The organism is Azospirillum lipoferum 4B, assembly GCF_000283655.1.
Taxonomy (GTDB): Bacteria; Pseudomonadota; Alphaproteobacteria; order Azospirillales; family Azospirillaceae; genus Azospirillum; species Azospirillum lipoferum_C.
The window spans coordinates 756,918-773,577 of the sequence record NC_016622.1 but is presented as its reverse complement, the minus strand read 5'-3'; the positions used below and the strand labels follow the sequence as shown (position 1 = coordinate 773,577).

Annotated in this window: 17 protein-coding genes and 1 other RNA gene; 9 read left to right on the top strand and 9 right to left on the bottom strand. The window is 67.4% G+C overall.

The window, feature by feature from the left end; translation table 11 throughout:
- Positions 1–66 precede the first annotated feature (66 nt).
- From AZOLI_RS03535 to AZOLI_RS03515, 6 genes are all read right to left on the bottom strand, one after another.
- A complete protein-coding gene (locus AZOLI_RS03535) occupies positions 67–819 on the bottom strand; it encodes a YebC/PmpR family DNA-binding transcriptional regulator (RefSeq protein WP_014247207.1) in 753 nt (250 codons plus the stop codon).
- A 176-nt stretch (positions 820–995) separates the two neighbouring features.
- Positions 996–1,820: a TIGR00282 family metallophosphoesterase gene (locus AZOLI_RS03530; protein ID WP_014247206.1), complete on the bottom strand. Its 825-nt coding sequence runs from the start codon at positions 1,818–1,820 to the stop codon at positions 996–998.
- Positions 1,821–1,842: 22 nt separating this feature from the next.
- Positions 1,843–2,427 (bottom strand): 5-formyltetrahydrofolate cyclo-ligase, encoded by a 585-nt coding sequence (locus tag AZOLI_RS03525; protein WP_014247205.1) that lies wholly within the window; start codon positions 2,425–2,427, stop codon positions 1,843–1,845.
- Between the two features lie 29 nt (positions 2,428–2,456).
- Positions 2,457–2,620: non-coding RNA, 6S RNA (gene ssrS, locus AZOLI_RS30780), on the bottom strand.
- A 14-nt stretch (positions 2,621–2,634) separates the two neighbouring features.
- Positions 2,635–2,943, bottom strand: coding sequence for a cell division protein ZapA (locus AZOLI_RS03520; RefSeq protein WP_014247204.1), 309 nt, complete (start codon positions 2,941–2,943; stop codon positions 2,635–2,637).
- 4 nt (positions 2,944–2,947) lie between these two features.
- Complete coding sequence (locus tag AZOLI_RS03515) at positions 2,948–3,172, bottom strand: hypothetical protein (RefSeq protein ID WP_014247203.1); 225 nt, start codon at positions 3,170–3,172, stop codon at positions 2,948–2,950.
- 419 nt (positions 3,173–3,591) lie between these two features.
- Here AZOLI_RS03515 and tkt point away from each other — a divergent pair, with 419 nt between their 5' ends.
- Both tkt and gap read left to right on the top strand, forming a co-directional pair.
- Positions 3,592–5,595 (top strand): transketolase, encoded by a 2,004-nt coding sequence (gene tkt, locus AZOLI_RS03510; RefSeq protein ID WP_014247201.1) that lies wholly within the window; start codon positions 3,592–3,594, stop codon positions 5,593–5,595.
- A gap of 59 nt (positions 5,596–5,654) precedes the next feature.
- Complete coding sequence (gene gap, locus AZOLI_RS03505) at positions 5,655–6,662, top strand: type I glyceraldehyde-3-phosphate dehydrogenase (protein WP_014247200.1); 1,008 nt, start codon at positions 5,655–5,657, stop codon at positions 6,660–6,662.
- A 214-nt stretch (positions 6,663–6,876) separates the two neighbouring features.
- On the opposite strand, the gene AZOLI_RS03500 is transcribed toward gap, so the two are convergent.
- A complete protein-coding gene (locus AZOLI_RS03500) occupies positions 6,877–8,565 on the bottom strand; it encodes a methyl-accepting chemotaxis protein (protein ID WP_044549590.1) in 1,689 nt (562 codons plus the stop codon).
- A gap of 174 nt (positions 8,566–8,739) precedes the next feature.
- Positions 8,740–9,084 carry a type II toxin-antitoxin system HicB family antitoxin gene (locus AZOLI_RS03495; protein WP_014247198.1) on the bottom strand — a complete coding sequence of 115 codons (345 nt, stop codon included), beginning with the start codon at positions 9,082–9,084 and terminating at the stop codon, positions 8,740–8,742.
- Positions 9,085–9,341: 257 nt separating this feature from the next.
- Here AZOLI_RS03495 and AZOLI_RS03490 point away from each other — a divergent pair, with 257 nt between their 5' ends.
- From AZOLI_RS03490 to AZOLI_RS03465, 6 genes are all read left to right on the top strand, one after another.
- On the top strand, positions 9,342–9,788 hold the full coding sequence (locus AZOLI_RS03490; RefSeq protein WP_014247197.1) for a hypothetical protein: 447 nt from the start codon (positions 9,342–9,344) through the stop codon (positions 9,786–9,788).
- A 110-nt stretch (positions 9,789–9,898) separates the two neighbouring features.
- Positions 9,899–10,144, top strand: coding sequence for a hypothetical protein (locus tag AZOLI_RS03485; protein ID WP_014247196.1), 246 nt, complete (start codon positions 9,899–9,901; stop codon positions 10,142–10,144).
- Between the two features lie 166 nt (positions 10,145–10,310).
- On the top strand, positions 10,311–11,240 hold the full coding sequence (locus tag AZOLI_RS03480; RefSeq protein ID WP_014247195.1) for a class I fructose-bisphosphate aldolase: 930 nt from the start codon (positions 10,311–10,313) through the stop codon (positions 11,238–11,240).
- A gap of 3 nt (positions 11,241–11,243) precedes the next feature.
- Complete coding sequence (thiE, locus tag AZOLI_RS03475) at positions 11,244–11,918, top strand: thiamine phosphate synthase (protein WP_014247194.1); 675 nt, start codon at positions 11,244–11,246, stop codon at positions 11,916–11,918.
- A gap of 55 nt (positions 11,919–11,973) precedes the next feature.
- Positions 11,974–12,780: a TSUP family transporter gene (locus AZOLI_RS03470; RefSeq protein WP_014247193.1), complete on the top strand. Its 807-nt coding sequence runs from the start codon at positions 11,974–11,976 to the stop codon at positions 12,778–12,780.
- 360 nt (positions 12,781–13,140) lie between these two features.
- Positions 13,141–14,466: an OmpP1/FadL family transporter gene (locus AZOLI_RS03465; RefSeq protein ID WP_014247192.1), complete on the top strand. Its 1,326-nt coding sequence runs from the start codon at positions 13,141–13,143 to the stop codon at positions 14,464–14,466.
- 136 nt (positions 14,467–14,602) lie between these two features.
- Here the strand turns inward: AZOLI_RS03465 and epmA are convergent, their stop codons facing one another.
- Positions 14,603–15,667, bottom strand: a complete 1,065-nt coding sequence (gene epmA / locus AZOLI_RS03460) for an EF-P lysine aminoacylase EpmA (protein WP_014247191.1) — start codon at positions 15,665–15,667, stop codon at positions 14,603–14,605.
- 403 nt (positions 15,668–16,070) lie between these two features.
- Between epmA and efp the strand changes: the two genes are divergently transcribed.
- Positions 16,071–16,637, top strand: coding sequence for an elongation factor P (gene efp, locus AZOLI_RS03455; protein WP_014247190.1), 567 nt, complete (start codon positions 16,071–16,073; stop codon positions 16,635–16,637).
- Positions 16,638–16,660 lie beyond the last annotated feature (23 nt).

The window sequence follows — 16,660 nt, the reverse complement described above, 5'->3', positions numbered from 1 at the left end:
TGCCTCAGTTCGTCCTGCCCGCGCAAACACGGCACCCGCACTCCGCCTGCAAGACCCGCGTCGATGTTACGCAGTCAGCTTCTGCATCAGCTCGTCGGAGATGTCGAAGTTGCCTTCGACCACCTGGACGTCGTCGTTGTCCTCCAGCACGTCCAGCAGCTTCAGCAGGCTGGCCGCGGCATCCTCGCTGGGCGCGACGGTGTTCAGCGGACGCCAGGTCAGCCGCGCGCTCTCCGCCCCGCCGAACTTGGCCTCCAGCGCATCGCGCACGGCGCCGAAATTCTCGACCGTGCTGGTCACCTCATGGCCGTTCTCGTCGGATTCGACGTTGTCGGCGCCGGCTTCCAGCGCCACCTCGAACACGGTGTCGGCATCCGCGGCCGAGGCCGGGTAATAGATCGCGCCGACGCGGTTGAACATGAAGCTGACCGAGTTGGTCTCGCCCAGGCTGCCGCCATACTTGGTGAAGCTGGAGCGCACTTCCGCGGCGGTGCGGTTGCGGTTGTCGGTCAGCGCCTCGACGATCAGGGCGACGCCGCCGGGGCCGTAGCCCTCGTACCGCACCTCCTCGTAATTCGCGTCGTCGCCGCCGCCGGGCGTGCCCTGCTTGATGGCGCGGTCGATGCGGTCGCGCGGCATGTTCTGCACGCGCGCAGCGAGAATGGCGGCGCGCAGGCGCGGGTTGGCCGCCGGGTCCGGCAGGCCGCTCTTGGCGGCGACGGTGATCTCGCGGGCGAGCTTGTTGAAGATCTTGGACCGCTTGGCGTCCTGCGCGCCCTTGCGGTGCATGATGTTCTTGAACTGGGAATGACCGGCCATGGGTCGAACGAGCCTCGAAACGGAAAATGGTCAATCGGGCGGGGTGAGCGCACGACACATGTAACAGGTCTGCCGCCCCACCGCACCTTTTCGGCGCGGGAGACGACACCCACGGGATTAGAAAGTCAATATGGCGAGATTGCGGCGCGGCGCAGTCGGAGCCGTGAACGAACGCCCTACTGCATCCGCTCCGGCAACGTCTGGCTCAGCCGCCCGCCGATGCGCAACGGTTCGATGCGGACGGCGAGCCCGCTGCGGTCGTCGGTCTCGACGTAGCAACCGCAGACGGTGCCCTCCCCTTCGGCCGGGGACAGCCGCTCGGTCGGCAGCTTGCGCACCATCTTGGCGAGCGCCACCTCCTTCTTCATGCCGATGGCGCTGTCGTAATCGCCGCACATGCCGGCGTCCGACTGATAGGCGGTGCCCTTCGGCAGGACCATATGGTCGGCGGTCGGCACATGGCTGTGGGTGCCCACCACCAGCGAGGCGCGGCCGTCGCAGAAATGGCCCATGATCATCTTTTCGCTGGTCGCCTCGCCATGCATGTCGATCAGCACGGCATCCACGCCCCCCGGCCCCATGCGATGCGCCTTCAGCACCCGGTCCACCGCGGCGAACGGGTCGTCCATCGGCTCCATGAACAGGCGAAGCAGCACGTTCACCACCAGCACCTTGCGCCCGCCGCGCGCCTGCAGCAGGACGAAGCCGCGGCCGGGCGTGCCCTCCGGGTAGTTCAGCGGGCGGATGATGCGCGGCTGCTGCTCGATGGTGCCGACCAGTTCCTTCTGGTCCCAGGTGTGGTTGCCCAGCGTCACCACGTCGATACCGGCGGCGAAGAACTCCTCGGCGATCTTGACGGTGACGCCATAGCCGCCGGCGGAATTCTCGCCGTTCACCACAGTCAGGTCGGGATCCAGCCTCTCGCGCAGCATCGGCATGTGCGCCAGCACCGCATCGCGCCCGGCCCGGCCCACCACATCGCCGAAGAACAGAATCCGCATCGCCCCAACCTTCCCGATAATCTCACTTATGAATGCGGAGCGTTTCCCGCTCCGTCACGATCCAGTCCAGCCGCTCGTCATGGACGTCCACCGGCACCGCCGGCATCTCCTGCGCGGAGAAGGCCACGCCCACCGCCAGAACCGCCCCACCCGCCCGCAGGCCGTCCAGCGTCCGGTCGTAATAGCCGGCGCCATAGCCCAGGCGGTGCCCGTTGCGGTCATAGGCCAGCATCGGCACCAGCAGCAGCGACGGGCGCAGCACCGCGCGCTCCTCCCCCGGCTCCCGGATGCCGTAGCGGCCAATGGCCATCGCCGCTTCCGGATCCCAGTCGCGGAAGACCAGCGCAGTGCCGCGCGGCCCCGACACCGGCAGGGAAACCGGATGGCCAAGCTGTTTAAGATGGAGCAATGCCGGCCGCGCGTCGAGTTCGGAGCCGAGCGGCCAATACCCGCCGACGGCCCCCGGCGGCAGATGCCCGTCCGCCGCCAGTTCGGCGATGCGGCGGCACACGGCGGCGGAGGCTGCGGGACGGTCGGAGTCGGCGACGGCGTCGCGCCGGGCGCGCGCCTCGCGTCGGGCGGCGTCCTTGGCTTGCGGATCGGTCATCGCGGACTGCGTGCGGGGAAAAGAAGGTGGAAGGTGCCGCCTCGGCCGGTGGCCATGTGCCTATCCTCCATGGCCTGCATGAGCAGGTGGGCGCCATATACCCGGCCCATTGGGCCGGACAGGGACAGCTCCCTAGAGATCAAGGTTATCGGCCCTGGGGATTATTGCAGCCTATCGAACCAGGCAGCGGTCCTTCCGAGACCCAATCTAGGCGCGCTCGAGCCGCGCGGCAACCTCTTCGATGCGTTTTGCCACACGATCGAGTTCGCCGACCACCGCGCCCTCGTCCACGGCGGGGGCTATCCCCTTGCCGGACATCACATCCTGCAGCTCGTCGGCCAGCACCAGGCAGGTCATCAGCATCATCTGCGCCTCCGACCCGCTGCGGCCGCCGCCGGTCAGCCGGCGCAGCCGGTCGTCGACATAGGCCGCCAGCTCCCGCAGCCGGGCCTCCTGCCCGTCCTCGCACAGCATGCGATAGAAACGGCCGTTCACTTCGATGTCGACCTGGGCCATGGCGTCAGCTCTCCAGCACTTGTTGCAGTCGGGCGATGGCGACCTCCAGCCGCTGCGACACCGCCTCCGCGGTGGCCTGGGCGGTCGCCCGGTCCGCCCGCGCGGTTTCCAGCGCCTGCGACAAGTCCTGTTCGCGCCGGACCACCCGCTCCTCGCGGGCCGTCGCGGCATGTTCCAGCCGGTCCACGGCGCGGCCGAGACGGTCGAGAGCGGTTTTCAGGGAATCCATGGACGTCAACCTCGACCTGTGGGCACGTCATGTTCAAGGGGCAGAAGGCGCCCGAGCGGCTGTCCGCCAAGCCAAACCGCTGCCTTATCGGAGCGCATAGAGTTGGGCCGGCACGCCGACCTCGTCAACCGTCACGACGGACTCTTCCACCGAATGCCCATGCGGAATCCCGAAACGTGACGGAAGGCCGCAGAGGGCGGGAAACTTCGCATCTGACGATAAACGCCCTCTCCCGCCCAAGGAGAGGGAGCCATGCGCGATAGCCCCTACTCCTTACCCCATTCCCATGTTGACCTGCGGACGGCGGTTCTGCATGGTGCGCCCGTTTCGCGGCGCCTCATCCGGCGACCGCGCCACACCCGTTGACTTGGCATCGTCGCCGACGCCGCAACCGCGCCCGACCCCGCAGGAAACGCCAGATGTCCGCTGCCTCCGCCCAGCCCTCCCTCCACACGATGGCCAGCGCGATCCGCGCGCTCTCCATGGACGCGGTCGAGGCCGCGAAGTCCGGCCACCCGGGCATGCCGATGGGCATGGCCGACGTCGCCACGGTCCTGTTCACCCAGTTCCTGAAGTTCGATCCGAAGAACCCGTCCTGGCCCGACCGCGACCGCTTCGTGCTGTCGGCCGGCCACGGCTCGATGCTGATCTACTCGCTGGCCTACCTGACCGGCTACGAGCGGATGACCATCGACGAGATCAAGCGCTTCCGCCAGCTGCACAGCCTGACCCCCGGCCACCCGGAAGTCGATCCCAGCCTGGGCATCGAGATGACCACCGGTCCGCTGGGCCAGGGCGTCTCCACCGCCGTCGGCATGGCGCTGGCGGAGCGGATCACCAACGCCCGCTTCGGCGACGAGCTGATCGACCATTACACCTACGTCATCGCCTCGGACGGCGACCTGATGGAGGGCGTCAGCCACGAGGCCTGCTCGCTCGCCGGCCATCTCGGGCTGAACCGCCTGATCGTGCTGTGGGACGACAACCACATCTCCATCGACGGCTCGACCGACCTCAGCTTCACCGACGACACCCAGGCGCGCTTCCGCTCCTACGGCTGGAACACCATCGCCGTCGACGGACACGACACCGACGCCGTGTCGAAGGCCATCGCCCAGGCCCGCACCTCCACCGACAAGCCGACGCTGATCGCCTGCCGTACCATCATCGGCAAGGGCGCGCCGAACAAGGCCAACACCCACGGCTGCCACGGCTCGCCGCTGGGCGCCGACGAGGTCGCCGCGACCCGCGAGGCCATCGGCTGGACCCATGAGCCCTTCATCGTTCCCGACGAGGTTCTGTCCGCCTGGCGCGCCGCAGGATCCCGCAGCGCCGACGCCCATGCCGCCTGGGCCGACCGCCGCGCCGGCCTCACCGAGGCCGCCGGCAAGGCGTTCGACGAGGCCTTCGGCCGCGGCGTGCCCTCCGCGCTGGTCGACACCATCGTCGCCTTCAAGCAGAAGGTCAGTGCCGAGAAGCCGAGTTGGGCGACCCGCGTCGCGTCCGGCAACACGCTGGAGGTGCTGGTCCCGGCGATCCCGGAGATGATCGGCGGCTCCGCCGACCTGACCCCGTCGAACAACACCAAGGTCAAGAACACCGCCGACGTGAAGGGCAAGGGCGAGTTCGCCGGCCGTTACGTCCGCTACGGCGTGCGCGAGCACGGCATGGCGACGCTGATGAACGGCATGGCGCTGCATGGCGGCGTCATCCCCTATGGCGGCACCTTCATGCAGTTCGCCGACTACTGCCGCCCGTCGATCCGTCTGGCCGCGCTGATGAAGCAGCGCTCGATCTTCGTGATGACCCACGACTCGATCGGTCTCGGCGAAGACGGCCCGACCCACCAGCCGGTGGAGCATCTGGCGGCGCTGCGCGCCATCCCCAACCTGCTGGTGCTGCGCCCGGCCGACGCGGTCGAGACCGCCGAATGCTGGCAGATCGCGCTGGAGGCCACCGGCGCCCCGTCGGTCCTGGCGCTGACCCGCCAGAATGTGCCGACCCTGCGCACCGAGCACACGGCCGAGAACCTGTCGGCCCGCGGCGCCTATGTCCTGGCCGAGGCCGAGGGCGAGCGCAAGGCGACCATCCTCGCCACCGGTTCGGAAGTGTCGCTGGCGATGGAGGCCCGCAAGGCCCTGCAGGCTGAGGGCATCGGCACCGCCGTTGTGTCTATGCCGAGTTGGGAACTGTTCGACCGACAGGACGATGCGTACAAGGCTTCGGTGCTGGGCACCGGCGTGCGCGTCGGCGTCGAGGCGGCGATCCGTCTGGGCTGGGACCGCTGGCTGGGCGGCGCTGGGGACAAGGGCGCCTTCGTCGGCATGGCCGGCTTCGGCGAATCGGCCCCCTACCAGGAACTGTACAAGCACTTCGGCATCACCGCCGAAGCGGTCGTGGACGCCGTTAAGGCGCGTCTCTGAGAGAAGCCGAAGGGGCGTCCGGCCGATTTTGGGCGCCCCATATCCAACTGGAGGAAGTCATGGCTGTACGGGTAGCGATCAACGGTTTTGGCCGCATCGGCCGTCTGGTTCTGCGCGCCATCTACGAGAGCGGCCGCAAGGACGTCGAGGTCGTGGCGATCAACGACCTGGCCGATCTGAAGGCCAACGCGCACCTGCTGAAGTACGACAGCGTCCACGGCCGCTTCCCCGGCACCATCGAGACCGGCGACGGCGTTCTGATCGTCAACGGCCATTCCATCAAGGTCGTGCAGGAGCGTGACCCGGCCAAGCTGCCGTGGAAGGATCTGGGCGTCCAGATCGCCATGGAATGCTCGGGCATCTTCACCAAGCGCGCCGATGCCGCCAAGCATCTGGAAGCCGGCGCCGAGAAGGTGCTGATCTCCGCTCCGGCCACCGACGAGGACATCACCGTCGTCTATGGCGTCAACCATGACAAGCTGACGGCCGAGCACAAGATTGTCTCCAACGCCTCCTGCACCACCAACTGCCTGGCCCCGGTCGCGCATGTCCTCCACAACCTGGTGGGCATCGAGAAGGGCTTCATGACCACGATCCACTCCTACACGGGTGACCAGCGGATCGTCGACACCAACCACAAGGACCTGCACCGCGCCCGCGCGGCGGCCCTGAACATGATCCCGACCTCCACCGGCGCCGCCAAGGCCGTCGGCAAGGTCATGCCGGAGCTGAAGGGCAAGCTGGACGGAACCGCCATGCGCGTTCCGACCCCGAACGTGTCGGTCGTCGACTTCAAGTTCACCGCTGGCCGCGCCACCTCGGTCGAGGAGATCACCAAGGCGATCAGCGATGCCGCCAACGGCCCGCTGAAGGGCGTGCTGGGCGCCTACACCGAAGATCTGGTTTCGACCGACTTCAACCATGACCCGCACAGCTCGATCTTCGCGCTGAACGAGACCAAGGTCATCGACGGCAACTTCGTCCGCATCATGACCTGGTACGACAACGAGTGGGGCTTCTCCAACCGCATGAGCGACACCGCCGTCGCCATGGCGAACGCCAAGTAAGCCTCGCCGGATCAAGAGAAAGGCGCCTTCCGCAAGGGAGGCGCCTTTTTTGTGGTGGAGTTCGCTTGCCCCCTCCCTTCCCATGCTGCGCATGGGCCCCTTCCCTCCCCCGCCTTCGGCAGGAGAGGGAGGAATTTGCAACGCGGCGGCAGTCCCCTCTCCCTCGAAGAGGGGGAGGGTTAGGGAGGGGGCAAGCGCAAGCCGACGCCTCCCCTCAAGCCGCCCGCACCGTCGCCAGGAAGGTCCCGACCTGGGCGTTCAGCCCGGCGGCCTCCTCCGAAAGCTTGCCCAGCGCCTCCACCAGTTCGCGGGCGGTGCGGCCGCTCTCGTCCGATGCGGCGGTGACGCCGGAGATGCTCGACGACACCTCGCCGGTTCCGGCGGCGGCCTGCTGGACCGAGCGGGAGATCTCCGCGGTTGCGGCATTCTGCTGGTCGACCGCGGCGGAAATCGTCGTGGCGATGGCGCTCAGCCGCTCGATCACGGCGGACACCCTCTGGATCTCCGTCACCGCCTGACCGGTCACCGACTGAATGCCGCTCATCTGGCCGCCGATCTCGTCGGTCGCCTTCGCCGTCTGGTTGGCCAGCGCCTTCACCTCGCTCGCCACGACCGCGAAGCCCTTGCCCGCTTCGCCGGCGCGCGCCGCCTCGATGGTGGCGTTCAGGGCCAGCAGGTTGGTCTGGCCGGCGATGGAGTTGATCAGCCCGACCACGGTGCCGATCCGCTCCACCGCCTCGGCCAGACTGCCGATGCGGCCGGTCGCTTCCTGCGCCATGCCGACGGCCTCGTTGGCGACGCGGCTGGCCTCCGACACCTGCCGGCCGATCTCGACGATGGAGCTGGAAAGCTGTTCCGACGCGGCGGCCACGGTCTGCACGTTGGCAGCGGTGCCGTCGCTGGCGCTGGCCACCAGCCCGGCGAGCTGGCTGGTCTGCGCGGCGGCATGCGACATCGCCCGCACCTTCTGCCCCAATTCGTCGGTGGTGGTGGAGACCGAGCGGATCATGCCGCCAACCGTCCCTTCGAAGCGGGCGGCGAGCCGGTCCATCGCCTGCCGCTTGTCCTCCTCGGCCCGGCGGGCGGTCTCGGCCTGTTCGGCCTCCAGGCGCCGGCTCGCCTCGGCATTCAGCTTGAACACTTCCACGGCGCGGCCCATGTCGCCCAGTTCGTCGCCGCTGCCGGTCTCGGGAACGGCGGCCGACAGGTTGCCGTCGGCAAGGCTGCGCATGCTGTCGGACAGGCGGCGGATGCGCCGGCTGATCGAGTTGCCGACCAGCGCGATCAGCGCCACCACCGGCAGGGCCAGCCCGCCGACGATGGCCGCCATGGTCCACAGGCTGCGCATGAAGCGGGCTTCCAGGTCGTCGATGTAGACGCCGGTGCCGATGATCACCTGCCACGGCTCGAACATCTTGACGTAGCTCAGCTTGGGCAGCGGCACGTCGCCGCCCGCCTTGGGATAGCTGTAGCCGACAAAACCCTCGCCCTTGTTGCGGGCGGTGTCGACCATCTCGCGGGAGAAGAAGACGCCGTTGGCATCCTTCATGTCGCGCTGGTCCTTGCCGATCACGTCGGGGCGGACCGGGTGAATGACTGCCTGGTAAGCGGTGCCGAGGACGAAGATGTAATCCTTGCCGTTGTAGAACATCGTGTTGATGTTCGCCTTGAACCGCTCGAACGCCTGCTCGCGGGTCAGGCGTCCGGCCTTCACCTCCGCGTCGTAGCCGGCGGCGAGCCCATGGGCGGTCTGCACGACGGAGCGCAGCGTCTCCTTACGGTCCTCCAGCGTGCTGCGCTGATTCAGCCACAATGCCGAAGCGGCCAATGCAATGCAGATGGCGCCGGCCAGCACGACCAAAGCCCATAGTTTCGCTCGCAATGTCAGTTTGAATCCGCTCATAGCGCAATCCCCCTTTATTCTTTGGGGAGATATGAGCAATTGCAATGCCAGTTGGGCAAGAGGAACATACCCATGCATCTCAACGCATGCGGGCAATTCCCACCCACGGCCCGGATGCCAGAATGCCAAGCCACCGGACCGGCACAGGCAATCGGCATCGCATTTTGCGAATCCTCAGCTCGCCTTTACCTTCGCCACCCCGGCCGCCCGGCCAAGACAATCGGCGATCCAGGCCGACAGGCTCTTGCCCTCGCGGGCGGCGCAGTCGGCGATGGCCCGGTGCAGGATGGGGTTGATGCGGATGGAGAGGCGGCCGGAGAAGGGCTGCTCCCCATCGCCGCCCATGTCGCAGGACAGGTCGAGATAATCGTCCACCGCACGGCGGAAGGACTCGCGCAGCTCGTCCACGGAGCGGCCTGTAAAGGTGATGCCGTCGTGGGTGTTGATGACCTCGCCGACAAAGACGCCTGCGTCGTTGTCGAAGTCGATCTGGGCCTTGTAACCCTTGTATTCCATCATCGCGGCATTCCCGGGGAATCGATTCCCATGAAACGGACCCCGGCGCGCTGGCACCCTGTCCCCAGAGATTGGGTCCGATGCGACCGACCATACTCCGGGACCGCGAGCACAGGGTTTGACCTGCCTCAATTCTCTCATCCGCAGGATCACGCCCGGCCGGATCTCCGATTCGCCCGTTCCGGCGGCTGCCGGCCGCGGCTAAACTGCGCCGCCCCTCCCCGCTGCCCCGACCTGCCCCAACCTGCCCCAACCTGCCGATGACCGCCCCTTCGCCCTTCCGTCCCATCCTGATTCGCGGCCTGGACGACGCCCTGCCCGCCGCCGCCGCCGCCGACTCGGCCGGGACGCCTCTCGTGCTGATGGCTCCGCCGACGGCCGGCGCCCTGTGGCTGCGCGGGGTGGTGGAGCGGGTCCGCAAGGCCTATCCGGAACTGGAGGTCACCGGCCTGCTCGATTGCGGCGACCGCGCCGGCGAGGCACAGGGGGCGCTGACGGCCGGCCTGCGCCTGCTCCTGTTCACCGGCCGGCCCGACATGGCCGACCGGCTGGCCGCCATCGCCGCTGCCCGCGGCGCGGCGCTGCTGACCCGCTGCCCGGCGATCCTCGACCTTGCAGCCGCCACCCCCGCCGAAGGCCGGGATCGGCGCAGCGCCGCCGCGCTGGAGGCCCTATGCCGCGGCTGGCTGGCACGCGACCATGGTTAGGGTGGGACTACCGCTTTTTCGCACAGCCCCGCCGCGCAAAGGTGGTGTAACGTCGCGTAAGGATATTTTTGTGACACCGCACCCTCCCTCCGATGCCGGATGACCCGCCCATGAGCATCACCTCGCTGACCACGCCGGACTCGACGGTCGCGCAACCTCGCCGTCCGGGGCACTCCGCAAGCGGCCGGCCGGCCGACCGAAGCGGGCTGGGGCCCGCCAGTCCCGGTGCGGGACCGGAGAAGATGCGCGGCATCCGCCTGCTGGCGGTCTGGATCGGATTGACGGCCGGGGCCTGGGCGGTTCTGGGCGGTGCCGGCTATGGGTTGTACATCGCGCTGCACACCCTTCTGCCTTAGCACCTTGGTGGGTGCGTCACCCACCTTGCGGGCTTGGCCCGTCCACACGCCCTAGGCCGTTCAGGCGTGGCAAATGGCCGCTTTATGCCCCTCCCACCGTTGCAAAGCGGCCGAATACGGGCTAAGACGGCGCCATTTCCAAGAATGCCCCAGGGGAAGAGCCACAATGAAGCTCACGCGCCGCGTCAAAGACATTCTCGCCAACTACGAGAGCGACAATCCCGGCACCAAGGCGAACCTCGCCCGCATCCTGATGGAAGGCAAGCTCGGCGGCACCGGCAAGCTGGTGATCCTGCCGGTCGACCAGGGTTTCGAGCACGGGCCCGCCCGCAGCTTCGGCCCGAACGATGCCGGCTATGACCCGCACTACCATTACCAGCTGGCCATCGACGCGGGCTGCAACGCCTACGCCGCCCCCCTGGGCTCGCTGGAAGCCGGCGCCGGCACCTTCGCCGGCTCGATCCCGCTGATCCTGAAGATGAACAGCGCCAACTCGCTGTCCACCCAGAAGGAAAATGCCGACCAGGCCGTGACCGCCTCGATCCAGGACGCCCTGCGCCTGGGCTGCTCGGCCATCGGCTTCACCATCTATCCCGGCTCGGAAGCCATGTACAACCAGTACGAGGAATTCCGCGAGCTGTCGAAAGAGGCGAAGTCCTACGGCCTCGCCACCGTGCTGTGGTCCTACCCGCGCGGCGGCGCCGTCTCCAAGGACGGCGAGCTGGCCATCGACGTGATCGGCTATGGCGCCCACATGGCCGCCCTGCTCGGCGCCCACATCATCAAGGTGAAGCTGCCGTCGGCCCATCTGGAGCAGGCGGAGGCCAAGAAGGTCTACGAGTCCAAGAACATCCCGATCGCCACCCAGGCGGAGCGGGTGAAGCACATCATGCAGTGCACCTTCAACGGCCGCCGCATCGTGGTCTTCTCCGGCGGCGCCACCAAGGGCGAGGATGCGGTGTTCGAGGACGCCCGCGCCATCCGTGACGGCGGCGGCAACGGCTCGATCATCGGCCGCAACGCCTTCCAGCGCCCGCGCGAGGATGCGCTGAAGCTGCTCGACCGGATCATGAAGATCTACCAGGGCCGGGAGTAACACTTGGCCAAGGGAAAGCCGGCGCAGGCGGAACCTCCCGCCTGCCGTCTGTACCTCGTGACGCCGCCGGCCCTGGAGCCGGCGGCGTTCGCGCCGCTTCTTCGGGAAGCGCTGGATGCCGGCGACGTCGCCTGCGTGCAGCTGCGCCTCAAGGACTGTTCCGAGGACGACATCCGTCGCGCCTGCGACCTGCTGCGCCCGATCGCGCAGGAACGGGACGTCGCCTTCATCCTGAACGACCATCCGCGTCTTGCGCGGGAAACCGGCTGCGACGGCGTCCATGTCGGGCAGCAGGACACCCCCTATCGCGAGGCCCGCAAGATTCTCGGCAACGACGCCATCGTCGGCGTCACCTGCCATGACAGCCGCCATCTCGCCATGATCGCCGGCGAGGAGGGGGCCGATTACGTCGCCTTCGGCGCCTTCTTTCCCACCACCACCAAGACGGCCGAGTACAAGGCGGAGCCGGAACTGCTGAGCTGGTGGTCGGAGCTGATGGAGGTCCCCTGCGTCGCCATCGGCGGCATCACCGCCGACAATTGCGCGCCGCTGGTCACCGCGGGCGCCGATTTCCTGGCCGTGGTGAACGCCGTCTGGGGTCATCCCCAGGGTCCGGGCGCCGGAGTCCGGGCGCTGAACGCCGCCATTGAGGCGGCGCTTGCCGGTTCGACCGGCTGAGCGTACATATGCCGGCCCTGCCGGCCGGCACCCCTAAGCGGACTTTCCCAGGATCATGGATCTTCTGACGCCCGAGTCGCTGGGCATCCTGTTCGCCGTCGGCCTGTTGGCCGGTTTCGTCGATTCCATCGCCGGCGGCGGCGGCCTTCTGACCATCCCAGCCCTGCTGGCCGCCGGGCTGTCCCCCGCCGAGGCGCTGGCCACCGGCAAGCTGCAGTCCAGCTTCGGGTCGCTGTCCGCCACCATCAAGTTCGTCCGCCGCGGCGAGGTCAATCCGGGCGCGATGCGCACGATGATCCTCTGCACCTTCGTCGGCGCCGGGGCCGGGGCCACGCTGGTGCAGATGCTGGATCCCAGCTTCCTGCGCGACGTCATCCCGATCCTGCTGATCGGCATCGCCATCTATCTGCTGCTGTCGCCCAAGGCCGGCGATGTCGACGCCCACCAGCGCATCGGCGAGCATGCCTTCGCGCTGAGCATCGGCACCGGCATCGGCTTCTACGACGGATTCTTCGGGCCGGGCACCGGCACCTTCTTCGCCATCGCCTTCGTCTCGTTGCTCGGCCACAATCTGCGCAGGGCGACCGCCCACACCAAGGTGTTGAACCTGACCAGCAACGTGGCGTCGCTGCTGTTCTTCATCATCGGCGGCCATGTGCTGTGGACGATCGGGTTGCTGATGGGCGTCGGCCAATACATCGGCGCCCAGCTCGGCGCCCATATGGTGATCCGCAACGGCGCCCGAGTCGTCCGACCGATGCTGGTCGTAGCCTCCGTCGTCATCACCGCCAAACTGGTGTGGAGCGACGAGCACAACATCCTGCGCGAACTCTTCGCTGCCGCCGTCGCCTGGATCGCCTGACGCGCCGGGTGCCACCGGCGCTTTTTCTCCACTGAAATCACTGGATACAGCGTCGTGCGTTTAATATGAAACGCACGACGCTGTAGCTTTATGTTTGGCGATCGGATTCACGCTCCAAATCGATCCCGATTTTACGCGATCCGATCTAATTCCGCCGCAAGGCGGCGCCCCGGCCGGCGAGCCTGCTCCCGCCGGTGACGCCTCCTTGCGGCCACTTTTCCATTCCGGTTTTTGGAACCGATGCAGGGCCGCAACACTGCTTGTGCAGCCAACAAAAAGCGGCGGGCGGCTCTTTACGTAAGCGTCAGTTTGTGTATCATTGGGTCAATAACACAATTTGGGGAAGGAACCATGTCTCCGATGACGCTCAAGACCCGCCTGATGACCGCCGCTGCCGCCATTGCGGTAACCGCACCGATCGCGACCGCCTCGACCGCGTTCGCCGCCGGATTTGCGTTGAAGGAGCAGAGCGTATCGGGCCAGGGCACCGCCTATGCCGGCGTGACCGCCGGCGGCAACGGCGATGCCAGCTCCATGTTCTACAATCCGGCGACCATGGGCCTGGTCACGGGGATCGAGGCGGTTCAGACCGCCACCGGCGTCATCGTGAAGTCGAAGGTCGACAGCGCCAGCGCCACCCGCGCCCGGCGGCTCGGCGGCACTGCGATCAGCGGCAATGCCTCGCCCGGCGACATCGCGCAGGACGCCATCGTCCCGGCCGGCTATTTCGTCTATTCGATCAGCGACGACCTGAAGGTCGGCCTGTCGGCCAACGGTCCCTGGGGCCTCGTCACCGATTACGGCGACAGCTGGATCGGCCGCTATCACGGCATCCGGTCGGATCTGCGCACCTATAACTTCGTGCCGACGGTGTCGTACCGCATCAACCCGATGATCATCATCGGCGGCGGCGTGCAGATCCAGTACGCCAAGGCCAAGCTGTCGCAGTCGTCCGACTTCGGCGCCAGCCGGCTGGGCCGTCCGGGCGCGCTCGACGTCAAGAGCGACGTGACCGGCGACGATTGGGGCTGGGGCGTTTCGCTGGGCGCCCTGATCGAACCGATGAAGGGCACGCGCATCGGCATCGGCTACCGGTCGGCGGTCAAGCATACGCTGAGCGGCAACATCTCCTTCACCGGTCTCCCCGCATCGCTGGCCGGGGCCCTGCCCTCCCAGGCGGCGAATGCCGACCTGATCACGCCGGAAATCGCCTCCGTCGGCCTGTACCACGAGGTGAACGACCGCTGGGCGGTGATGGCCGACGTGCAGTGGACCAACTGGTCGCGCTTCAAGGAGCTGCGGGTCAACATCGCCAACCCGGCGCTCAACTCCCTGACCGAAGAGCATTGGAAGGACACCTGGTATTACGCGCTCGGCACCTCCTACAAGGTGACCGACAAGTTGACGCTGCGCGGCGGCATCGCCTTCGACAAGGGCGCGGTCGACGTCGAATACCGCACGCCCCGCATTCCGGAGCAGAACCGTTACTGGCTGTCGGTGGGTGCCGGCTATCAGGTGACCGACAGCCTGCGCGTCGACGCCGCTTACTCCCATGTCTTCGTGCCGAAGGCCTCGGTCGACCTGACCGACGACCTGACCGGCGCCGAAGCCGGTCGCGGCAACCTGACCGCGGAGTACAAGAGCAGCATCGACCTGATCGGCCTGCAGGCGAAGTTCACGTTCTGAGGGTGATTGCCCTCTCCCACACGAGTTATCCCCTCTCCCCCCTGGGGAGAGGGTTAGGGTGAGGGGGGCGCGCGGCGAGAATCTTCAAGGGCCGCGCACCTCCCGTTTCCTATCCAATCCACGCAATGCATCCCCCTCACACACCCGCCACCGGCAGCCACAACACCTGTTCGATGCTCTCGGCCCCGCTGCACAGCATCGCCAGCCGGTCGAAGCCCATGGCGATTCCACTGCTCTGCGGCATGCCATGCTCCAGCGCGGCGAGGAAATCCTCGTCCACCGGGAAGCGCTCGCCGTAGAGCCGCTCCTTCAAGTCCATGTCGGCTTCGAAGCGAGCGCGCTGCACCGCCGGGTCGGTCAACTCGCCGAAGGCGTTCGCCAGTTCCAGGCCGCAGGCATACAGCTCGAACCGTTCCGCCAGCCGAGGGTCCTCCGGCTTCGGCCGCGACAGTGCCGCCATGCACAGCGGATAGTCGCTCAGCACGCATGGCACGCCGCCGCCCAGATGCGGCTCGATCCGGTCGAACATGATGCGGAAAACAATATCCTCCCAGCGGTCGCCGTGATGGGGCGCGATGCCGATGCGCGCAGCCTCCGCCGCCAGCGCCGCCGGGTCGGGATCGTGGCTGCCGTCATAGGTCGCCATCAGGTCGATGCCGGCGTATTCCTGAAAGGCGTCCGGCACGGTCAGCACCCGCCAGGTGCCGAAGGGATCGCAGGTCATGCCGCGGAACGTGAAGCTCCGCCGCCCGCCCGCTTCCGCCCCGGCCTGCAACAGCAGCTGGCAATCCTCGATCAGGGTGCGGTAGCCGTCGCCCGCGCGATACCATTCCAGCATCGAGAATTCCGGCGCGTGGGTGCCCGACCTTTCGCCGTTGCGGTAGACATGCGCCAGCTGCCAAAGCCGCGGCACGCCCGCGACCAGCAGCTTCTTCATGGCGAATTCCGGGCTGGTGTGCAGGTAGAGCGGCCGGCGGTCGTCCGGATGAGGACCCTGCAGTTCAGTGGCGAAAGCCTGGAGATGCGGTTCCATCCCCGGCGACACCTGCAGGGCGGGCGTGTCCACCTCGACGAAGGCAAGCTCCTCGAACACGCGGCGGACGGCGTTCAGCACCCGGCTGCGCGCCGCCAGATAGGGCCGGCGTCGGGCCAGCGCCTCGGGATGCCAGGGAGGAAGCTCGGGGGATCGGTTGGCGGGCATGCGGCGCGCTCTTCTGCAAAGTCGAAAGGGGTGCCGGCGCATCAGAACACCCACGGGCGGCGTACTCAAGCCGGGTCGGCATCGGTCACAGCGGCATCACACCGGGCGGCCGGTTTTGCTGCGCGCGCTTATCGCCGGGCAAGGCCCCGTGCTACTCTTGCCGGACCGGCTGCCGATCTGCGGCCGATCTGCGGACAGGTGCGGATGGAACAGTGAACAGGGGCCGGGAAATTGTTTCAAACGTTCCACTCCTGGAGCGATTCCAAGAAGCAGACGCCGATTCGCCAAAGAATCGTCCGCCCGCGTCGCGGATCGCGCCTGTTTACCGTTCCGCGCCGTTGCCTATGGGCGGTCAAGCTGGTAGGGTCCGCGCCGCCCTGATTCTGGAATTCACGAGTACGCCATGAAGGTCAATGCCAACACGATGCGCCCCGGCCATGTGCTGGAGCACAACGGTAAGCTCTGGGTCATCACCAAAACCGCCATCGTGCAGCCTGGCAAGGGCGGCGCCTTCATCCAGCTGGAAATGAAGGACGTTCGCACCGGCAACAAGTCGACCGAGCGGTTCCGCACCCAGGAAACCGTTGAGCGCGCTCGCCTGGACGAGCATGAGATGACCTTCCTCTTCGCCGAAGGTGACAGCTTCACCTTCATGGACAAGGAAAGCTTCGAGCAGGTCGCGATCCCGCGCGACATCATCGGCGACCCGGCCGTCTTCCTGCAGGACGGCATGGAAGTCACGGTGCAGAGCCATGAAGGCTCGCCGCTGGGCGTCGAGATCCCCGGCAAGGTCACGCTGACGATCACCGAGTCCGACCCGGTGGTGAAGGGCCAGACGGCCTCTTCCTCCTACAAGCCGGCCAAGCTGGAGAACGGCGTGTCGATCCTGGTTCCGCCGCACATCGAGGCCGGGACCCGCGTCGTCGTCGACACCGCCACCGGCGAGTATGTCGAGCGCGCGAAGGACTGATCCTTCCCAGGTCCGTCCTGCCA